This is a genomic window from Pseudomonas sp. BE134, from assembly GCF_031456105.1.
Lineage (GTDB): Bacteria > Pseudomonadota > Gammaproteobacteria > Pseudomonadales > Pseudomonadaceae > Aquipseudomonas.
In genome coordinates, this window is the sequence record NZ_JAVDUA010000015.1 from 137,597 (window position 1) to 155,627 (window position 18,031).

The following is an 18,031-nucleotide window of genomic DNA, read 5'->3' on the forward strand; positions in this document are numbered from 1 at the left end:
CTTGTGGGAATAGTTTGTGGCTAGCAGCATATGAACTATGGATTTTGAAGATAAAATCTGTGCTCAATTATATTTGAGTGTTTTGATATTCAATTGGTCTAGCCTCTAATGGTAATAATGATGCCCACTACGATCATTACTAATCCAATAAAATACTGTGCCTGAAAACGCTCGCCAAAAATAAAATGGCTGCCCAGCGGCACAAAGACGAAGGCCAATGCCATCATTGGGTATACTCGGCCAAGCTCAATCTTCTGTAATACCCAAACCCATGCAATGGATGTGACGCCATAAATAGCCATGGCGGAAATGAATGGCAGAGCAGATTTTACTGAGAATAAAGTCCCGGTTGAAGCAAGTGCTATTGATGTAAGTTTAAATAGAAACTGCCCAGTGGCCAGGCCTAAAACGCATAAAAGTGCAACCAGATAGGCAGTCATTTTGTTGTCTCTTTTTTATGCGTGACAAATGACTGGAGTCGGCTCAAATAGTATGGCTCGTCATAAACTTCAAAAATTCTTTTCCTATGTTCAAGACACGTCTTATGTTTATTGTGCATTTTGCGCTCCATTATTTTTCTTAGGGTTAGGGTTAGGGTTTCTTCTGAGTTGTTGCAGTGGGCTATTTGGAACGGAGCTTATGTCGTACCCCAAAAATGCCAGTGTAAGTTGTAGTCCAATAATAATGGGCAAAGCTGATAGCATTACTGTCCCCGCCGATGAAGGTAGGCCTGTGCTTATAGAGTTTATCCATTGATAACTACCGAATATGAGTCCGAACACAAAAAAGCTCAAACCAAGCGGAAGTTCAATAGAGGCAAGAGACATGTCTCTCAAGTAATAGTTGTAAAATATTCTTTTGGCAAAATTTCGAGTGTGTTTAATAGCAAATTCACCTATTATTTTAGATATTTTAAGGTTGCTTATCTCTTCTCCATATTTCGCATCCATCGGAATGTCTACAACTACAGCGCGTAGTGTGTTTAATCGAAACAGCATGTCTGTTTCGAAAAAATATCGATGACTTATTTTGTTAAATGGCAAGCTTTTCGCTACATCTTTGTGGATTGCAGTAAAACCATTGGTTGGATCGAATAAATTCCAGTATCCAGATGATAGCTTGGTGATAAAGGATAGAGCCGCATTACCGAATAAACGCAATTTAGGCATTGCCCGAATTTCTTCTAGATCAAAAAAACGATTTCCCTTAGTGTAGTCAGCTCTGCCATCAATGATCGGAGAGATTAGACTAGGTATCAGTCGTGGATCCATCTGGCCGTCACCGTCCACTTTGACGATGATGTCTGCATCTTCATCTATTGCCGCTCGGTATCCCGTCATTACAGCGCCACCAACGCCTTGATTTTCATTGTGACGAATCACTATAAGGCGCTCGTCATGACAATTGCTTTCTACGAAATCCCCCGTTCCGTCTGGACAACAATCATCAATCACATAAATTAGGCTAACTTCTGCACCGATCGCCTCAATTACGCTTAAAATGTGGTTTCTTACCTTGTAACTAGGAATCACAACTGCGACTTTAGAGTTAAAGTACATTCGGGCTTACCATGGTGGCTAATTTTTTAGTGGCTTCTTTCTAGTATTTTATATTGTAATAATAAGGTGGTTTCTAGTGGTCAATCATGGCAGTTGGGGCTCTTCTCCATGAGTTCTGGTTCTCGTATACTGCTGATGAAAGTAGTGGGCCGACCCTGGTAAACAGCATTGGTATTGATAGGTTAAACCTTCAACAGGTGATCAATTGTGTGAAAAATAACACAGGCTCCAAGCGTTTTTGGTTGATTGGATATTACCAGTTGAAGCCAAGCCCAAGCCGCTTTACGGTTGCAAAAAAGCTGGCTCTTCAGCGACACGCCTAGGGGGGCACGCTGCCAGAGCGTAGGTCGAAAGCTTTGGCCAAAACTGCCAATGCCAATGGCCAAAAACACTATACGTGGTTGAGCCAGGTACTTGAACACCTACCGCAAGCCGCGTCTGTAAAAAGACTTCGAATCTTTTCTGGCGTGGAACTGTTCGCCAGTGACGTGGGAGCGCGATTTTGAGATCCCCGTGACCATTCATCGGTCAAAGGGGCAAGGCATTAACCGACTGCCAGGGTAAATCTTCGTCTATCTGTTAGCTCTACTTAGGTGTAAAAGGTTTGGGGCAAACTCAAGGCGCCGCGGTAGGCCTGGGCACGCCACATGCGTGGAAGAAATCGTTGTATTTGATGGCGTAGAGCGGACCCCAGAGACACCTGAAGGGGTTTGAATTCCTATCCTTACCAATGTCATACAGATAGACCACAATCGACCCAGACTGTGTGGAAAACGTACTGGACCGGGTTTGACAGTCAGGACTGGAACGAAAATTGCGCTCCTGCGCAAAATTTCCGTAAGCGTCCGGCAAAAAGCATCTGATCCGAAGTTGGAAATTGGTATCGCGACGACGTCGCCGAATTTCGAATGTTTATGACTCAGTAGAGCCATGAACTCTGTTCTTCACGCCAGTGAACAGCCCTCGGCGGTAGGCTAGTAGGAGCGCCCAGATATTTTTTCCCTCCTCAGCCCAACCCTGCTATTCAACTTGAAGCGTCAGCTCCATCACGACCGCCTCCAAAGCAAGCCGGTTTTGATAGATCCTCTGCAGCACATCCGACAGAGAATATTCACCTGACATGGTTTCGACTCCTTTCGAGAAAAAGTACAAGCACAGTACCGGTAGTGCCCCTGTCAGACAGTTATTACGGCTTGCTTAAAAATTGCTACAAAGTGAAGAGGTTTTAGCAGATCAGCCAGTCTGACTGGGGCGTTGGGGCAGTGCTACGCCCAATCCATCATCGGTGCGACGGAAAAGCGGCGGGAGAGCGGGGCGGGTGTGGCGGTGATTGGGGGCATTAGGGGTCTGGAATCGGTGGGGCGAAAGGTGGGAGTTTATCAGGAATGGGTCTGTTGGGTTGAGGCGAGCCGAATGACTACGGATCAATTGGGCAGCCAAGTAGGGATATATTGCGCTTTGCTCCCTCACGTCGAATCATCAGCCTGCAAAGCGGTATGTTGAGCGCCTTTTTTTACCTCCAAAAACCTCAGTAGCTGAACCATCGCTGTCGCCTCGCAACGTTTCATGATGCCCGTCGTATCTGCAGCCTAGGATGACGACTCAATCTCGTATCACCGCACTTCAATCCCACAGGGAACTGAAAAATGATCTCGAAACTCATCAAAGTCGTGCTAATCGGTGGTGCGTTGCTGTTGAGCGCCTGTTCGGGTGTGAGCCCCCATAGCGATTACTCGGAAGCCACCCTCCCGTCTGCCGGCTTTGGCCCAGTCCCCACCAACAACCCCAGTAAGATGAATTTCCATGGCAGTGCGCTCGGCAACAGCTTAGGCGAGTACAGTTCGGGTTTGTTGCACGGCGATTAACGGCGGAAGTGTTTCCGCCGCTTTGCGTTTTGCCTGAAGTGCCTAGTGGTTCGGGGTGGCGACTGCTGCGCAGTCGGACGCAGGCTTCGCCAGTTGCTACATGGGCTATTTAGCCTCGGGCGTCGCTATCCATTGGCTCAGTACTTTTTGATATTTTCCCGTCACCTTGGCCAGGTGCAGCCACTGATCGACATACAATTTCCAGGTGATGTCATCGCGCGGTAGCAGGTACGCCTTTTCTCCATACTGCATAAACTGACTTGGGTTCACCGCACACAAGCCGGGTTTGAGTTTCTGCTGGTACAGCGCTTCCGACGCATCGGTAATCATCACGTCAGCCTTCTTGTCCAGCAGTTCCTGAAAGATGGTCACATTGTCGTGAAGGCTCAGTTGCGCCTTGGGCAGGAAGGCGTGGACAAATGCCTCGTTCGTACCACCCGCCGGTTCAACCAGGCGCACTAAGGGCTGGTTAATTTGATCGACGGTTTGGTACAGCGCCTGATCTTCGCAGCGCACCAGCGGGACCTTGCCATCGACGTCCAGGGTGGTGCTGAAGAAGGCTTTTTTCTGGCGTTCCAGTGTGACCGAAATCCCTCCCATGCCGATGTCGCACTTACCCGCCAGCATGTCGGGCATCAGGGTTTTCCAGGTGGTCTGTACCCATTCAGTCTTGACGCCCAGGCTGTCCGCCAGTGACTGGGCCATGGCGATGTCGATGCCTGAGTATTCACCGTTCTCGGCTTTGTAAGTGTAGGGTTTGTAGTCGCCTGTGGTGCACACGCGAAGTTGGCCTTGCTGAACGACGCTATCCAGATGCGAGGGTTCTGCCTGTACGCCAGACGATAGAACGAGCAAACCACCGAGCATCATTGTGCTTTTTATATTCTTCATTGTTCTCGGACTTTTTGATGGAATCTCATCGGCTAAGCAGTAATGCAGAGCCGTCCAAGAACGGATAATAAACACTAATACGCGTTCGAGGGGTGGAACAATGAAGTGTTGGAGTGCATGCCGTTGTACCCGGCCCGTCAACATGGCGTTGACGGCGAAAGTAATGACCGCAGCCTTATCGAAGACTGGGAGGGGACGTGGTATTTACTTGCGGATAGTTGGTTTGGACGCCGATGCGACGGTCTCACTTCCGCAATTGATGTAAGAAGAAGTCTTCAACCAACGCTGATCCGGGTAGTAGGAAAATAACAGCTGCCCATCTTTCATCGAGTCAATCAGCCGATGCGCAATCGCCGGCCTGACTGCCGGGCAACCGAGGCTTCTGCCGATCCGACCATTCACACGGGCCAGCATCGGGCTGACATACGGTGCGCCGTGAATCACGATCGCCCGGTCAAATGCATTGTCGTTGAAACCCGGTTCCAGGCCTTCCATGCGCAGCGAATAGCCGTTTTGCCCGACATAACTTGACTGCGTGCGGTACAAGCCAAGACTGGTGGCGAAGCTTTCGTTTTTATTGGAGAAGTTCACGGCCATGTTCTCGCCGGTGTTGCGCCCGTGCGCCACCAGTTCATGGAACAGTAACTTGCGTTTCTTCAGATCGAACACCCACAACCGTTGTTCGGTCGAAGGCAGGGAATAGTCGATGACCGCAAGCCTTTGGACAGGGGCTTTGCCTTGAGCGATGCTGCATTTGGAAGCGCGGACCGCCAGGTCAATGACCTTGGCGTCGGCAGTGGGCGCTGCTTTGACGAGGGCGGCGGCAAGCGAATCGGCGTAAGCTGATGGTACGGACATTGCAGTCAGTAACAGGGCCGCGATGGGTAGGCCAAAACGTAGTAACGCCATATAGATGTCTCATCATGTTAAGTTCGAGTCTAGCAGTGCATGGGAAGCTAGCTGGTCAATGCGGGGGATTAAGGATTATCTATGGTGCAATTAACAAGGTTATTCGTCATAAGCCGCATATTTTTTATGGGCTTTCTGATCAGCGGTGTAGCGATCGCCGAAACTTCGCCGATTGAGCCGGTAACTGCGCCGAGCACCGTTATGGACGCCGCACCGGACGACAACGTCGCTCAAACGATTCAGGCCACGCTCGCGCCGATGAAAACCGCGTTTCCACCATTGCTCACTGCAAAGCGCAATCGGCGGGTGGATGTCAGCCGACTGGTCATGGATTTTTATACCCATCGTGCCTATCGCGCCGCGTGGACGAATGACAGTGATGTCGAGCAGTTGATCAAAAGCTTGAACGCTACGCAGGCCGACGGTTTGAACCCGGCGGATTTCCATATTGAAGAAATTGTCCGGACACAGCCTTCGGTACTGGCCTTGAACGCCACGACTGAGCAGCGGGCAGCGTTTGATATCGCAACCACCCATACGTTTCTTACCGCGTTGCAACACTTGCGGCGCGGCAAGGTCGATCCTTCTCGGCTCGACAACCACTGGAACTTTGATTCGAACGGCGTCGATCCCCGTGATGACTTCAATGCCTTCTTCGCGGCACTCGATAATCACGACGTGGCAAGCGCTTTTGCTCAGGCGCCGCCGCAAGAAGCGGTGTACGTCAGTTTGCGTCAGGCATTGGCGCAACTGCGCGCAGTTCGGGACAGAGGCGGTTGGCCGAAAGTCGGTGTGGATTATTCGCTCAAACCCGGCATGGACGAACCTGCGGTCGCACAGTTGCGCGCGAGGATGGTCGCGGCAGGTTTTCTTGATCCGCGATTGGGCCGCGGCACGAAGTACGACGGCGCTGTCACAGCTGCGGTGAAGAAGTATCAGACTGAGCAATATCTGGGCGCGGATGGTGTGGCGGGGGCGACGACATTGGCGGCACTGAATGTGCCTGTTGAGGCGCGCATCGACCAGGTGCGGGTTAACATGGAGCGGGCGCGCTGGCTGCTTTATAAACTGCAGGGCACTTTCGTTATCGTCGATATCGCCGGCTATAAGGTGGCGATGTACCGCGATGGCCAACGGATCTGGCGATCTCGGGTGCAGGTGGGTAAAGCGGCGCGCAATACACCGATTTTTCAGGCGCAGATCACCTACATCACGTTTAACCCGACCTGGACTGTACCGCCGACGATCCTCAAGGAAGACGTGCTGCCAAAAGTTCGAGCGAATCCAGGCTACCTGGCCAACAACCGGATACGCGTACTTGATCGCGAAGGCAATGTGCTCGACCCGTCATCCGTTGACTGGAGCAATCCGCGCGGGCTCACCCTGCGCCAGGATGCCGGGCCTGACAGCTCGTTGGGTCAGGTGGTGATCCGTTTCCCTAACGACTATGCGATTTACCTCCACGACACACCGCACCGCGAGTTATTTGCCAAAACTGTGCGCGCGACCAGTTCGGGCTGCATCCGCGTAGAGAACCCTCTGCAACTGGTGGAGTTGTTGTTCAACGACCCGGTCAAATGGAACAGCGCCGGCATTCAAAAACAATTGGCCAACGGCAAGACCCAGAACATCTCGCTTCCAGTAAAAGTGCCGGTGCTGTTGGCGTACTGGACAGTGGATCTGGAGAGTGACGGGCGAGTGGCATTCAAGCCGGATGTTTATGGCTACGATGCGCCCGTGTTGCGGGCGCTGAACCGGCCTTCGCCATTGCCGGTGCTGGACCTTCATGCGGCGTTGCGGGCGGGCGGGTAGTCAGGTTTTCAAGATGAAGTCATTTTTACTGACCCAGATCCGGGTAGGGATGGAGTCGCGGTCTATTTGGCCTTGCAGGGTATAGGCGAGATCGTCGTACCAGACCGGATCCTCCAGGTACCAGGAGTGGGAAATCATGCCGTCGATGATCTTGAATTTTCTTTTGGGGACAGTCTTGTAACGCGGTCCGCAATCGACGTCGACGGCCTTTTCGTGCGCCGGCGTTTCAACTGGCATACCAACGCGTCCGACGCGTGAGCTGATGTCTATGTTTTTGACATTTGAAACGGCCAGCGCTTCATCGTAACCACTGAAATAGTTGGTCAGTCGGCCGCAGTGATTGAAGATTGGAATCATGTCCGAGTTGTTGAGCTCAAAGCACTCGGAGGAGATATCCGCCGCAAACAACACCAGCTGACCGATGCGCCAGTCATTGGCCAGCTCCGCATTGCGGGTTTTATCGACCGAGCGCACCGCCTCTCGCACCACGAAGGCGCCCATGGAATGGGCCATGATGTGGATGTTTATGGGGCAGTCTTTTAGCGTGTAGTTGGCAAACGGGATGATGCCGCCGGTGACTAACAGCGTGGCGGCTTCCTGGGCTTCGGAGCGGTCATACAGATACAGTTCAGCGCTGCCTGCACTGGGCCAGTCGAAGCCGATCACCATGCAGTTGTATTTGCGTTTTTTCAGTTCGCTCTCGACCAGTCGCTGGCGCTTGAGTGCTTCTTTTGAATCGGTGTTGTAGCCATGAACGAAAAAAACAATATCCAGTTCTTTTCCGGGTTTGGTGCCCGGAGGATTGGCTTGTTGGACGATCAGGTCCAACCACTGTTTGACGGTGCTTACCTGATCTGAAGGGGTGGGTTCGGCGGCGCTACTGGGCACTTTCAAATATGAAACGGCGCCGGTGCGATTACCAAATCTGTTCTGACCAGCAACCTTGGCGCGCGTGCCCAAAACAAAACTGTCCATGCTTGTTGTCCTGTGCTGTCGGTCGAGTACAGTCAAAGTTCGAATAGAACGTTAGTCTTCAAGCTTCAAACCTTCCTGCACCACCGAAAGCAGATTGTTCTCCGTCAGCGCAACCGCATCCAGTTGTTGTTCGGCTTGCTCAATGACCTGTAACCACCAATGCGTTTCGCCATGCTCGCCGACAGTACGCAGTAATGCGAGCTCTTGGCCTTTGGAATGAATCTCTATACGTCCCTCGCCATCCGCAGTGAAACGCGCGACCGGGTCGAAAGTCAGGGTGTTGAGATTGCCTTCGATCACCAGCTGGTCAATGGCATAGTCGAACGTTTCCCCCTCCGGATCGCTCTCGAATACGTGGGTGGGATTGTGCCGCACTACAAGACCGACCTGCGTCATCGGCAACAGCCAGTGCTCGATCTGGCGATACAGTTCGTAAACCTGGCTCGGCCAGCTGTCGATCGCCTGTTCGGCGCGGGTAACCCCTGTGTGTTTCAGCTTCGTGGCGAGCTCGTCTGCCTTACTCATGTCGATTCCTTATCATGATGTAAGAGTAATGTTAGCTCCTTCAGCGTTATCGGGTTTTGCCTTGCGTCATATACAACCCTGCACCACCCCGACAAACGGTCGGGCGCCTGTCAGTTCTTACTGAATCGATCGTCTAGAGTTCCGTTAGCTCTGCCGGCCCCGGCAGCGCTCCCCATCGCAAGGACGATCGCCTAAATGTTGATTACTCAAGCATTGACAGCCGTTGCTCTAACTCTTGCCGCCGCCGTTTTTCCCCTGGCCAGCCAGGCTCAGCCGAAAGTCACGCCCGAAGAGGCGCATGCCATCGGCGTTGAGGCTTACCTGTATTTTTACCCGCTATTGACCATGGACATCACCCGCAAGCAGTTCACCAATATCGAACCCGGCAAGGAGTTCGGTAAGGGCCCGATGAACATGTTTGTGAGTGTGCCGCAGTACCCACCCGCGAGTTTCAGAGGAGTGGTGCGGTCCAACTTCGATACGTTGTATTCCATCGCCTGGCTCGACTTGACCAAGGAACCCTTGGTGATCTCCGCGCCGGACACGGCTGGACGCTTTTATCTGTTGCCGATGCTCGACATGTGGAGCGACGTTTTCGCGTCGCCCGGTTGGCGCACAACCGGCACCCAAGCCAGTCAGTTTCTGGTGACACCACCGGGCTGGACCGGAACAGTGCCAGCTGGATTAAGCCATTTGCCGGCACCGACGCCTTTTGTCTGGATCATCGGTCGGACCAAGACTGACGGGGAGGCCGACTACGCGGCAGTGCACGCCATTCAGGCGGGTTACACCGTGACGCCGTTATCGCTGCTGGGTAAAAAAGCTGAGCCGGTCACGGTGAAAATCGACCCGACGGTGGACATGAAAACGCCGCCGAAGATTCAGGTCGATACGATGTCGGCGGCCAATTACTTTGCCTATGCCGCCGAGTTGCTCAAAACGAATCCGCCTCATCTCACCGACCAGCCGATTCTGGCGCAGATTCAACGCATCGGTATCGAGGTGGGCAAATCGTTCAGCATCGAGACGCTGGATCCGGCGATTAAAGCCGCGCTGCAGACCGTGCCGGATGAAGCGCAAACGCTGATGAAATGGAAGGTCGCCACGCTCGCTCCAGTGGTCAACGGCTGGTCGATGAACACCGACACCATGGGCGTCTATGGCAACTACTACCTCAAGCGCGCGATCGTGGCGCAGGTCGGGTTGGGCGCTAACTTGCCCGAGGATGCCATTTATCCGCTGAACATGGGTGATGACCAAGGCAAGCCGCTCGATGGGGCCAACAAGTACGTACTGCATTTCGATAAGGGCAAAGCGCCGCCGGTGAACGCTTTCTGGTCGATCACGTTGTACGATCCGGAAGGGTTCCAGGTAGGCAATACACTCAACCGCTTTGCGGTGAGCAGCTGGATGCCCTTCAAGACAAATGCCGACGGCTCGCTGGATATTTATTTCCAGAATGAAAGCCCCGGCAAAGACCTTGAGGCCAATTGGCTTCCCGCACCCAAAGGTGCGTTCAACTTGACCATGCGTTTATACGGTCCGAAATCTGAGGCGTTGACCGGTAAGTGGAGCCCGCCCGCGGTCAAACGACTGTGATGATCGGGTAGCGAAGGCAGGCCATGAACTGTTTCATGGCCTGCTTTGATTCGTTCAGCTACCGGTACCACCCCCGGCACTTCCCGTTCCTCCGCCGGCCGGCCCGGTGCCGCCGCCCGTGCCGGAGCCCGAACTATTGACCCCACCATTGGTGCCGGTTCCGCCACCCGAGTCAGAATTGTTACCGGCTGAAGGCGTGCCGGGAGTGTTGTCGGGTGGTGGGGTTGGCGCACTGGTTGCACCGGACTGGGTGCCTTTCGTGTCCGCTCCATCGTTGGACATTGCAAACGTGGTCGCCGAGGCAGCGCATAGCAAGCCGGCCAGTAACAGCGAAGTGAGTTTTATGGTCATCATGGCCCGTCTCCAAAAGATGAGTCGTTACCTGATGTTGGTGCCAAGAGCAGAGCGGTTGGTGCCATCTGGATGACAAGTGGTCAGTGACTTCAAACAATGGCCCCATTCGATGGTGGGGCTCTCTCCAACTCCTTTAATCGCCTGCTGCGTTTACCACAGCAACTGTCGTCGCTCGCTTGGGTCAGAACTGGATACCGCCAATCCGCTGCGAGCGTCGGACCATGAAGAACCTGAAAATCGCCACCTTCAATGTCAACGGCCTGCGAGCACGTCTTTCCAATCTACTGGCGTGGCTGGAACGGGAAAAACCGGACATCGCCTGTTTGCAGGAGCTCAAGTCGGTCGATACGGCTTTTCCAGCCGCCGAGCTTGACGCGGCCGGTTACGGCGCCATCTGGCAGGGCCAGTCGTCCTGGAATGGGGTGGCGATTCTGGCGCGAGATGCGCAACCTTTGGAGAGTCGACGCGGATTGCCGGGTGACGACACGGATACCCACAGTCGCTATCTGGAAGCGGCGGTGCACGGCGTGCTGGTGGGGTGCCTGTACTTGCCCAATGGCAACCCGCAGCCGGGACCGAAGTTCGATTACAAACTGGCGTGGTTCGAGCGACTGATCGCCTATGCCAGGGATCTGCAAAGCAGCGAACATCCGGTGGTGCTGGCCGGCGACTACAACGTAGTGCCCACCGATCTGGACATCTACAACCCACGCTCCTGGCTCAAGGATGCGTTGCTGCAACCGCAAAGCCGCGAGTGTTATCAACGCTTGCTGGATCAGGGCTGGACTGATTCCCTGCGTCATCTGTACCCGCAGGATAGGCTTTACACCTTCTGGGATTATTTTCGCCAGCACTGGCAGAAAAACTCAGGGCTGCGCATTGATCACTTGTTACTGAACCCGGCGCTCAGCCCCTACCTGCAAGAAGCGGGTGTCGATGCCTGGGTGCGCAATGAAGCACATGCCAGTGATCATGCGCCGACGTGGATTCGTGTGAGCTCGCGCAAGCGACATTGACATTGATGAGTGCGGTGATTGGGGAAATCAATTGTCAGTTGCACCGCTTTATCCCTTATACATGGCGGCCATCGGCGGAGAGATCCGCGGCCCCATGCATAAGGATTGAGCAATGAGCGAGCCACGCCTGACCCATCTTGCGTTGTATCTGCAGCGTATGGGTTTCGACGCACCCCCTGCGCCGACCCTGGAAACCCTGCGTCAGCTTCAATTGCGCCACACCAGCGCTTTCCCGTTCGAAAACCTCACCACGTTGTCGGGCGAACCGGTGCTGGTCGACTTGCCGTCCATCGAGCAAAAAGTCCTGTACGACGGTCGAGGTGGTTACTGCTATGAGCTCAACAACCTGTTCCTGGCATTGCTCCAGGCATTAGGCTTCGATGCCCGCGGCATCACCGGCCGCGTCGTGATGGGGCAGCCCGAAGGCGCGTGGACCGCTCGCACTCACCGTTTGAGCCTTGTTAAGCTGAACGGCGTGCGTTACATCACCGACGTCGGCTTCGGCGGCATGGTCCCCACCGCACCGCTGCTGCTCGATACCGCAGCCGAACAACTCACACCCCATGAACCGTATCGCATTGAACGGCATGAAGACGGCTACACCCTACGCGCCAACGTCGGCGGCGAGTGGCGGGCGATGTACATCTTCGATCTGCAACGCCAGGAAGACATCGATTACGCCGTCGGCAACTGGTATGTGTCGACCCATCCCGAGTCGTCGTTTGCCCGGCAACTGATGGTTGCCCGGACCGGGGAGGGCTGGCGCCGTACGCTGAACAACGGCAGTTTTGCAGTACACCGGGTCGACCGCGAAAGTGAGCGGCGCCAGGTGGTGGATGTGGATGAGTTGATCGGGTTGCTGAAGGATGAGTTCGGGATCCGGGTGCCGGAACACGAGGGGTTGAGGCGAGTGCTTGAGCGGTTGGTCCGCCCTGGCTGAGCCAGTGTTTTTTGAGGCTTCATAGGAGTGGGCTCAAGGCGTCATTACCCGATGAATTTCACTGAGAACCTCGGTTAATTTTTTCTCGAGGTTCTTCAATTCGCGTGCGGTTATCCCTTCCTTGAAATGTCCGGCATTCGCAATAGCCGTGCGCTGATCGAACTCGGCGGTTGTTTCCCTGAGGTTGAGCAGCGCCTGACGCAAGGTGTTATTGATCACTGTCTGATAGCCAAATCCCTCGCTCTCGGCGAGTGCGCGAGCCGCCTCTATGACGGCATCATCGAGCATGATGGTGATTCTGGTTTTGCCTCTGCTGGAGGCAACAGCCCCACGCTTGGCGTTGCTGAAGTCGTATTCGTCTTTCATCGGTCAATCCTCCATGTACCGGCGGCGCTCGTTTTTGGTAGCGATCCGCGCGGAAATTATTCGAACGAAGTTCGGATCTCTATAGGTGTACGCAACGACCAGCAAGCGACCTTTGGCGTCCATCCCCATGATGATCCACCGTTGTTCATCATGGCGGTGGTCTTGAAGCGTAAGCGCTCGCTCGTCGTAGAAAACCGGCTCTGTTTCTGAAAGGCTGATGCCCTGGTGCTTTAATTTGTTGGCTGCGTTTTTTGCCTTGTGAAACTGAATTTCGAATGGCTTCATTATGCATACTTTATATGTATAAGCGAGAGGCGACCGTACCGGCGGTCACTTGGACTACCAAAGGCTAGTGGGGAATGCGCAAGGGCCGCGTCATGATGTATTTCAAAAGTTTTGAAGGGCGGCAAGCCGCACAAACAGGGAGGAAATGAACGGGTGGTCATAATCCGGACGATAAGTTGTATACAACTCTATAGACATTTGTCCGTGATCTTGAATACAGTGTGCGCATAACAAAAACCAGGGAACCCCCTAACATGAAAACGCCCCATGTTTCACACCAACGGCCTGAGGATGAAAACCTTGGGATCGGCGCGAATATGGCTTACGGCCTGCAACATGTTCTGACCATGTACGGCGGCATCGTCGCGGTGCCTTTGATCATCGGTCAGGCCGCCGGACTCTCGCCGGCGGACATCGGTTTGTTGATTGCTGCTTCATTGTTTGCAGGGGGGCTGGCGACGTTACTCCAGACCCTTGGTTTACCGTTTTTCGGTTGTCAGTTGCCGCTGGTACAGGGCGTATCGTTCTCGGGCGTCGCGACCATGGTGGCGATTGTCAGCAGTGGCGGGGAGGGCGGGTTTCAGTCGATTCTCGGGGCGGTGATTGCCGCATCGTTGATTGGCTTGTTGATCACGCCGGTATTCTCGCGCATCACCAAGTTCTTCCCGCCGCTGGTCACGGGCATTGTGATCACCACCATCGGCCTGACGCTGATGCCGGTGGCTGCGCGCTGGGCCATGGGCGGTAATAGCCATGCTCCGGACTTCGGCAGCATGGCGAACATTGGTCTGGCGGCAGTGACGTTGGTGTTGGTGCTGCTGCTGAGCAAGATAGGCAGCGCGACCATTTCCCGGTTGTCGATTCTGCTGGCGATGGTCATCGGTACGGTCATCGCAGTGTTCCTTGGCATGGCGGACTTTTCGTCTGTTACCGAGGGCCCGATGTTCGGCTTCCCGACGCCGTTCCATTTCGGCATGCCGACCTTCCACTTCGCCGCCATCCTGTCGATGTGCATCGTGGTCATGGTGACGCTGGTGGAAACCTCGGCGGACATCCTCGCCGTCGGTGAAATCATCGACACCAAAGTCGACTCCAAACGCTTGGGCAACGGCCTGCGCGCCGATATGCTGTCGAGCATGATTGCGCCAATCTTCGGCTCGTTTACCCAAAGCGCCTTCGCCCAGAACGTCGGGCTGGTGGCGGTGACCGGGATCAAGAGTCGCTTTGTGGTCGCCACGGGTGGTTTGTTTCTGGTGATTCTCGGCTTGCTGCCCTTCATGGGCCGGGTCATCGCGGCGGTGCCGACGTCGGTCCTTGGTGGTGCCGGGATCGTGCTGTTCGGCACCGTGGCGGCCAGTGGTATTCGTACGCTGTCCAAGGTTGACTACCGCAACAACGTCAACCTGATCATCGTCGCCACCTCCATCGGTTTCGGCATGATCCCTATCGCTGCACCGAACTTCTACGACCACTTCCCAAGCTGGTTCGCGACCATCTTCCACTCGGGTATCAGCTCGTCGGCGATCATGGCCATCGTGCTCAACCTGACCTTCAACCACCTCACGGCCGGTAACTCGGATCAGCAGTCGGTGTTCGCGGCCGGTACTGAGCGTGTGTTGCGTTATCAGGATCTGGCAGCGTTGCGTGAAGGGGATTACTTCAGCGAAGGCAAGCTGCATGACTGCGACGGGAAAGAAATCCCGGTGGTTGAGGTGGACCACGGGCATGGAGAGCCGCGTGCGGCGCATGCGAAAAGCAGTGAGCATGTCTGACCACATTCAAGGCATGGAAATATAAACAAGGCGTCCTTCGGGACGCCTTTTTTATGGTGCGCCAGGCATGGCGCGTAGCGCCGTGACTGGCGCTGTTCAGCTCATTATGGTGATGAGTTGGATGACTTGGAGGTGGAAGTCCTCTACACACCCGGCAAGGGGAAGTGTTAGCCGAAGGCAAGGGTGTCGCGGGCGACTGCGAATCTGAAGGAAGCCTTAGGCAAAATGCTGGCCTGACGAACAGGAAGCGGATGAGGCGGCGTAGCGGGGTGAGATGGCCATAATCATCAAAGCCCAATACTTGCGTGTGTCACGAACGCTGGCGTAAGCCAGCGATGCTGTATCGAAGATGGGAGTAGGCCTCCCGAAGTCCGCTTGCCGGAGCTGGCTTCAAACCGCCCGGTGCTGCTGCGTTCAAAAGGCGTGGTGGTGAGCGACCGTGGAAAAGGCGTCAATAAAGGCGTCAGGTACGTATTGAGCAGATGAGCGAAAGCAAACCGTCCGAAGACGCATCGTTAAGGGCTCAAGCGCTGTCAGAACCGAGGCTGGCAAGTAGCCTTGGGAGCAAGTCTGGAGGACACCTGCTTACCGTCCAGATGGCAGCCGGTGTATAGGCGGCATGAGCTCAATACAGGCTTTGATATGGAACGTGAGAACCTCGCCTTTGATGCCAAGGGAAATGACAAGCGGCTATCACCGCAAGAAAGAATACCGATGCAAAGGCCGAGGGGCGGAGCCATTCGTAGTAGTGATGAAGTTCTTGTAATGAGAATGGAGCGAAGGGATGGCGTTGCCCAGCTCGCTTATGTCGTCAACCGGCTTCGGCGGGGAAGAGCGGCATGAGCGCAGCAAAGTCGTACAGCATTTCCAAACTGATAGTTTGGGAGGCCTTCCAGCGAGTGAAAGCCAATCGAGGAGCCGCTGGGATAGATGAACAATCTATTGCCCAGTTCGAGCAGAAGCTGCAACGGAACCTGTACAAGGTTTGGAACCGCATGTCGTCGGGTTCCTATTTTCCGCCACCGGTTCGGCAGGTGGAAATTCCGAAGCAATCAGGAGGCAAACGCAAGCTGGGTATTCCGACAGTAGCCGATCGGGTGGCTCAGACCGCCGTCAAGCTGCTTATAGAGCCGCGTCTGGACTGTCTTTTTCATTCGGATTCCTATGGATACCGGCCGGGAAAATCAGCCAAACAGGCGGTCGAGATCACTCGCAGGCGCTGCTGGAATATGAATTGGGTGGTGGAGTTTGATATCAAGGGGGCTTTTGATCATATCGATCATGAGCTGCTGCTCAAAGCTGTGAGGCATCATGTGAAGGATGTCTGGATTCTGTTGTATATCGAGCGGTGGCTTAAAGCGCCGTTTGAGACTGCTGACGGCGTTCAGGTACCACGTGAAAGCGGTACGCCCCAAGGTGGGATTGTAAGTCCCTTATTGATGAATCTGTTCATGCACTATGCGTTCGATGCTTGGATACAACGGACTTTTCCAAGTTGTCCATTTGCACGCTACGCCGACGACGCGGTGGTTCATTGCCGTAGCGAAAAGCAGGCGTGTGAGGTCATGGCGGCAATCAAGGCCCGTCTGGAAGAGTGCCTACTGACCATGCACCCGGAAAAGTCGAAGATCGTTTATTGCAAGGACAGTAACCGCAAGGCAGCGTACCCAACGACGCAGTTTACGTTCCTGGGGTTCACCTTCCGGCCACGGGAGGCATGGGGCAATAATGGACGCCGGTTTACCAGCTTTCTGCCCGGAGCCAGTAATGAGGCGTTAAAACGAATGCGTCAACGAACTCGCAGCTGGAATATCCAGCGGCAAACACCAGCCAGCCTTTTTGAACTGTCAACGCAGTACAACGCCATTCTTCGTGGATGGTGGAATTACTATGGAGCTTTCTACAAAACGGTGATGCACAAGGTCTTCAATCACTTTGATTTGAAGCTGCAACGCTGGGCCCGTCGGAAATACAAGCCATTGGCGGGACGCAAGCGCCGCAGTGCTGACTGGCTCAACCGAATGAAGGAAGCATGTCCATCGTTGTTCGTGCACTGGCATGTCTATGGAGATGAGTCTCGACTGGGCAACGGGAGCCGTATGAGTTGAGAGGCTCACGTACGGTTCTGCGAGAGGCTGAAGGTGAAACTCCTACGGCCTACTTACCACGGAACGCTACGACGTATATCCGACAGGCATAAGCAGGAAGGTCGCGCGAATTACCCTGGGAGATCTGCACGTTTGCCAGTGTGCTACCGAGCGCCGCGAGGCGACGGGATGAGCGTGCAGAAGTCAGCCGAGGCCGTAGTAAGTGGCAAGTAACTCTGCCACCAAGGGCCGAACAGGTTATGCCGCCAGTAGGCGTCAGAGTCTCGTCGAATACCGAAATGCAGAAATTTCTCCCAGAGAAGACTGTTACTCCGAGTCCCGGACTGAATCCGAGGATGACGGCTGACAGCGCACAGGTATCGACGGCGTCTGTGACGTGGACGAACGCGGAGCCGGACACGCTGATGGAGCGGGTGCTTGCACCCGCCAACCTCAAGCGTGCGTATCACCGCGTAGTCAGCAACAAGGGCGCGCCAGGTGCCGATGGCATGACGGTCGACGAATTGGCGGGCTACGTGAAACAGTATTGGCCGATTCTCAAGACTCGGTTACTGGCCGGCGAGTATCACCCGCAAGGTGTACGCGCCGTCGACATTCCCAAGCCCAAAGGCGGGACAAGACAGCTGGGTATCCCCAGCGTCGTGGACCGTTTGATCCAGCAAGCGCTGCTGCAACAGCTCACGCCGATCTTCGATCCTCTGTTCTCGGACTACAGCTACGGCTTCCGCCCGGGCAGAAGCGCTCACCAAGCCATCGAAACAGCCCGCGCCCATGTGGCGGCGGGACACCGCTGGTGTGTGGAACTCGATTTGGAGAAGTTCTTTGATCGGGTCAACCACGATGTACTGATGGCGTACGTAGCGCGTCAAATCGAGAACAAACGTGCGCTCAGACTGATCCGCCGTTATCTCGAGGCCGGTGTGATGTCGGGCGGGATCGCCAGTCGACGGCAGGAGGGGACGCCGCAAGGCGGCCCGCTAGCGCCGGCAACAACAGAGCAAACTCTCAGATAAAATGGGGGCTGCGCATCGCCAGGGAGAGTTTTGCTCCGAGGT

17 protein-coding genes are annotated in these 18,031 nt (G+C 54.6%); 8 read left to right on the top strand and 9 right to left on the bottom strand.

Going from position 1 to position 18,031, the window contains the following annotated elements; all coding sequences use genetic code 11:
* Positions 1–98: 98 nt before the first annotated feature.
* Together J2Y56_RS14665 and J2Y56_RS14670 are read right to left on the bottom strand one after the other, a co-directional pair.
* Positions 99–440 (bottom strand): 4-amino-4-deoxy-L-arabinose-phospho-UDP flippase, encoded by a 342-nt coding sequence (locus J2Y56_RS14665; RefSeq protein WP_310350942.1) that lies wholly within the window; start codon positions 438–440, stop codon positions 99–101.
* A gap of 108 nt (positions 441–548) precedes the next feature.
* Positions 549–1,559, bottom strand: a complete 1,011-nt coding sequence (locus J2Y56_RS14670) for a glycosyltransferase family 2 protein (RefSeq protein WP_310350944.1) — start codon at positions 1,557–1,559, stop codon at positions 549–551.
* Positions 1,560–3,205: 1,646 nt separating this feature from the next.
* Between J2Y56_RS14670 and J2Y56_RS14675 the strand changes: the two genes are divergently transcribed.
* On the top strand, positions 3,206–3,424 hold the full coding sequence (locus tag J2Y56_RS14675; RefSeq protein ID WP_310335687.1) for a hypothetical protein: 219 nt from the start codon (positions 3,206–3,208) through the stop codon (positions 3,422–3,424).
* 105 nt (positions 3,425–3,529) lie between these two features.
* Here the strand turns inward: J2Y56_RS14675 and J2Y56_RS14680 are convergent, their stop codons facing one another.
* Both J2Y56_RS14680 and J2Y56_RS14685 read right to left on the bottom strand, forming a co-directional pair.
* On the bottom strand, positions 3,530–4,315 hold the full coding sequence (locus tag J2Y56_RS14680) for a transporter substrate-binding domain-containing protein (RefSeq protein ID WP_007943687.1): 786 nt from the start codon (positions 4,313–4,315) through the stop codon (positions 3,530–3,532).
* Positions 4,316–4,519: 204 nt separating this feature from the next.
* Positions 4,520–5,224, bottom strand: a complete 705-nt coding sequence (locus tag J2Y56_RS14685; RefSeq protein WP_007943688.1) for a murein L,D-transpeptidase catalytic domain family protein — start codon at positions 5,222–5,224, stop codon at positions 4,520–4,522.
* An 81-nt stretch (positions 5,225–5,305) separates the two neighbouring features.
* Between J2Y56_RS14685 and J2Y56_RS14690 the strand changes: the two genes are divergently transcribed.
* Positions 5,306–7,036 (top strand): L,D-transpeptidase family protein, encoded by a 1,731-nt coding sequence (locus J2Y56_RS14690; RefSeq protein WP_310350946.1) that lies wholly within the window; start codon positions 5,306–5,308, stop codon positions 7,034–7,036.
* Here J2Y56_RS14690 and J2Y56_RS14695 read toward each other — a convergent pair whose 3' ends face one another.
* Positions 7,037–8,011, bottom strand: coding sequence for an alpha/beta hydrolase (locus J2Y56_RS14695; protein ID WP_310335690.1), 975 nt, complete (start codon positions 8,009–8,011; stop codon positions 7,037–7,039).
* 51 nt (positions 8,012–8,062) lie between these two features.
* Complete coding sequence (locus J2Y56_RS14700) at positions 8,063–8,536, bottom strand: hypothetical protein (RefSeq protein ID WP_007943693.1); 474 nt, start codon at positions 8,534–8,536, stop codon at positions 8,063–8,065.
* 195 nt (positions 8,537–8,731) lie between these two features.
* Between J2Y56_RS14700 and J2Y56_RS14705 the strand changes: the two genes are divergently transcribed.
* The gene (locus J2Y56_RS14705) at positions 8,732–10,135 is read left to right on the top strand and encodes a DUF1254 domain-containing protein (RefSeq protein WP_310350950.1); all 1,404 of its coding nucleotides are present in this window, start codon (positions 8,732–8,734) and stop codon (positions 10,133–10,135) included.
* A 54-nt stretch (positions 10,136–10,189) separates the two neighbouring features.
* Here J2Y56_RS14705 and J2Y56_RS14710 read toward each other — a convergent pair whose 3' ends face one another.
* On the bottom strand, positions 10,190–10,489 hold the full coding sequence (locus tag J2Y56_RS14710) for a hypothetical protein (RefSeq protein WP_310350952.1): 300 nt from the start codon (positions 10,487–10,489) through the stop codon (positions 10,190–10,192).
* Between the two features lie 221 nt (positions 10,490–10,710).
* On the opposite strand from J2Y56_RS14710, the gene xth reads away from it, so the two are divergent.
* On the top strand, positions 10,711–11,505 hold the full coding sequence (xth, locus tag J2Y56_RS14715) for an exodeoxyribonuclease III (protein ID WP_007943697.1): 795 nt from the start codon (positions 10,711–10,713) through the stop codon (positions 11,503–11,505).
* A 112-nt stretch (positions 11,506–11,617) separates the two neighbouring features.
* The gene (locus tag J2Y56_RS14720; protein WP_310350956.1) at positions 11,618–12,445 is read left to right on the top strand and encodes an arylamine N-acetyltransferase; all 828 of its coding nucleotides are present in this window, start codon (positions 11,618–11,620) and stop codon (positions 12,443–12,445) included.
* A gap of 33 nt (positions 12,446–12,478) precedes the next feature.
* Here the strand turns inward: J2Y56_RS14720 and J2Y56_RS14725 are convergent, their stop codons facing one another.
* Together J2Y56_RS14725 and J2Y56_RS14730 are read right to left on the bottom strand one after the other, a co-directional pair.
* Positions 12,479–12,811, bottom strand: coding sequence for a BrnA antitoxin family protein (locus J2Y56_RS14725; RefSeq protein ID WP_310350959.1), 333 nt, complete (start codon positions 12,809–12,811; stop codon positions 12,479–12,481).
* A gap of 3 nt (positions 12,812–12,814) precedes the next feature.
* Positions 12,815–13,096 carry a BrnT family toxin gene (locus J2Y56_RS14730; protein WP_007943700.1) on the bottom strand — a complete coding sequence of 94 codons (282 nt, stop codon included), beginning with the start codon at positions 13,094–13,096 and terminating at the stop codon, positions 12,815–12,817.
* A 254-nt stretch (positions 13,097–13,350) separates the two neighbouring features.
* Between J2Y56_RS14730 and J2Y56_RS14735 the strand changes: the two genes are divergently transcribed.
* From J2Y56_RS14735 to J2Y56_RS14745, 3 genes are all read left to right on the top strand, one after another.
* A complete protein-coding gene (locus tag J2Y56_RS14735; protein WP_007943701.1) occupies positions 13,351–14,868 on the top strand; it encodes a nucleobase:cation symporter-2 family protein in 1,518 nt (505 codons plus the stop codon).
* An 839-nt stretch (positions 14,869–15,707) separates the two neighbouring features.
* Entirely contained in the window at positions 15,708–16,976 is a 1,269-nt protein-coding gene (gene ltrA, locus J2Y56_RS14740; RefSeq protein WP_191624804.1) for a group II intron reverse transcriptase/maturase, read from the top strand.
* Between the two features lie 239 nt (positions 16,977–17,215).
* Positions 17,216–17,989 carry a reverse transcriptase domain-containing protein gene (locus J2Y56_RS14745; protein ID WP_405046859.1) on the top strand — a complete coding sequence of 258 codons (774 nt, stop codon included), beginning with the start codon at positions 17,216–17,218 and terminating at the stop codon, positions 17,987–17,989.
* Positions 17,990–18,031 lie beyond the last annotated feature (42 nt).

Bases quoted from the DNA above. Each gene is read 5' to 3' on its own strand.
- J2Y56_RS14695 (WP_310335690.1), bottom strand. From the start codon at position 8,011: ATGGACAGTTTTGTTTTGGGCACGCGCGCCAAGGTTGCTGGTCAGAAC.
- J2Y56_RS14705 (WP_310350950.1), top strand. From the start codon at position 8,732: ATGTTGATTACTCAAGCATTGACAGCCGTTGCTCTAACTCTTGCCGCC.
- J2Y56_RS14745 (WP_405046859.1), top strand. From the start codon at position 17,216: ATGCCGCCAGTAGGCGTCAGAGTCTCGTCGAATACCGAAATGCAGAAA.
- J2Y56_RS14690 (WP_310350946.1), top strand. From the start codon at position 5,306: ATGGTGCAATTAACAAGGTTATTCGTCATAAGCCGCATATTTTTTATG.
- J2Y56_RS14670 (WP_310350944.1), bottom strand. From the start codon at position 1,559: ATGTACTTTAACTCTAAAGTCGCAGTTGTGATTCCTAGTTACAAGGTA.
- J2Y56_RS14710 (WP_310350952.1), bottom strand. From the start codon at position 10,489: ATGATGACCATAAAACTCACTTCGCTGTTACTGGCCGGCTTGCTATGC.
- J2Y56_RS14725 (WP_310350959.1), bottom strand. From the start codon at position 12,811: ATGAAAGACGAATACGACTTCAGCAACGCCAAGCGTGGGGCTGTTGCC.
- ltrA (WP_191624804.1), top strand. From the start codon at position 15,708: ATGAGCGCAGCAAAGTCGTACAGCATTTCCAAACTGATAGTTTGGGAG.
- J2Y56_RS14680 (WP_007943687.1), bottom strand. From the start codon at position 4,315: ATGAAGAATATAAAAAGCACAATGATGCTCGGTGGTTTGCTCGTTCTA.
- J2Y56_RS14685 (WP_007943688.1), bottom strand. From the start codon at position 5,224: ATGGCGTTACTACGTTTTGGCCTACCCATCGCGGCCCTGTTACTGACT.
- xth (WP_007943697.1), top strand. From the start codon at position 10,711: ATGAAGAACCTGAAAATCGCCACCTTCAATGTCAACGGCCTGCGAGCA.
- J2Y56_RS14730 (WP_007943700.1), bottom strand. From the start codon at position 13,096: ATGAAGCCATTCGAAATTCAGTTTCACAAGGCAAAAAACGCAGCCAAC.
- J2Y56_RS14720 (WP_310350956.1), top strand. From the start codon at position 11,618: ATGAGCGAGCCACGCCTGACCCATCTTGCGTTGTATCTGCAGCGTATG.
- J2Y56_RS14735 (WP_007943701.1), top strand. From the start codon at position 13,351: ATGAAAACGCCCCATGTTTCACACCAACGGCCTGAGGATGAAAACCTT.
- J2Y56_RS14700 (WP_007943693.1), bottom strand. From the start codon at position 8,536: ATGAGTAAGGCAGACGAGCTCGCCACGAAGCTGAAACACACAGGGGTT.
- J2Y56_RS14675 (WP_310335687.1), top strand. From the start codon at position 3,206: ATGATCTCGAAACTCATCAAAGTCGTGCTAATCGGTGGTGCGTTGCTG.
- J2Y56_RS14665 (WP_310350942.1), bottom strand. From the start codon at position 440: ATGACTGCCTATCTGGTTGCACTTTTATGCGTTTTAGGCCTGGCCACT.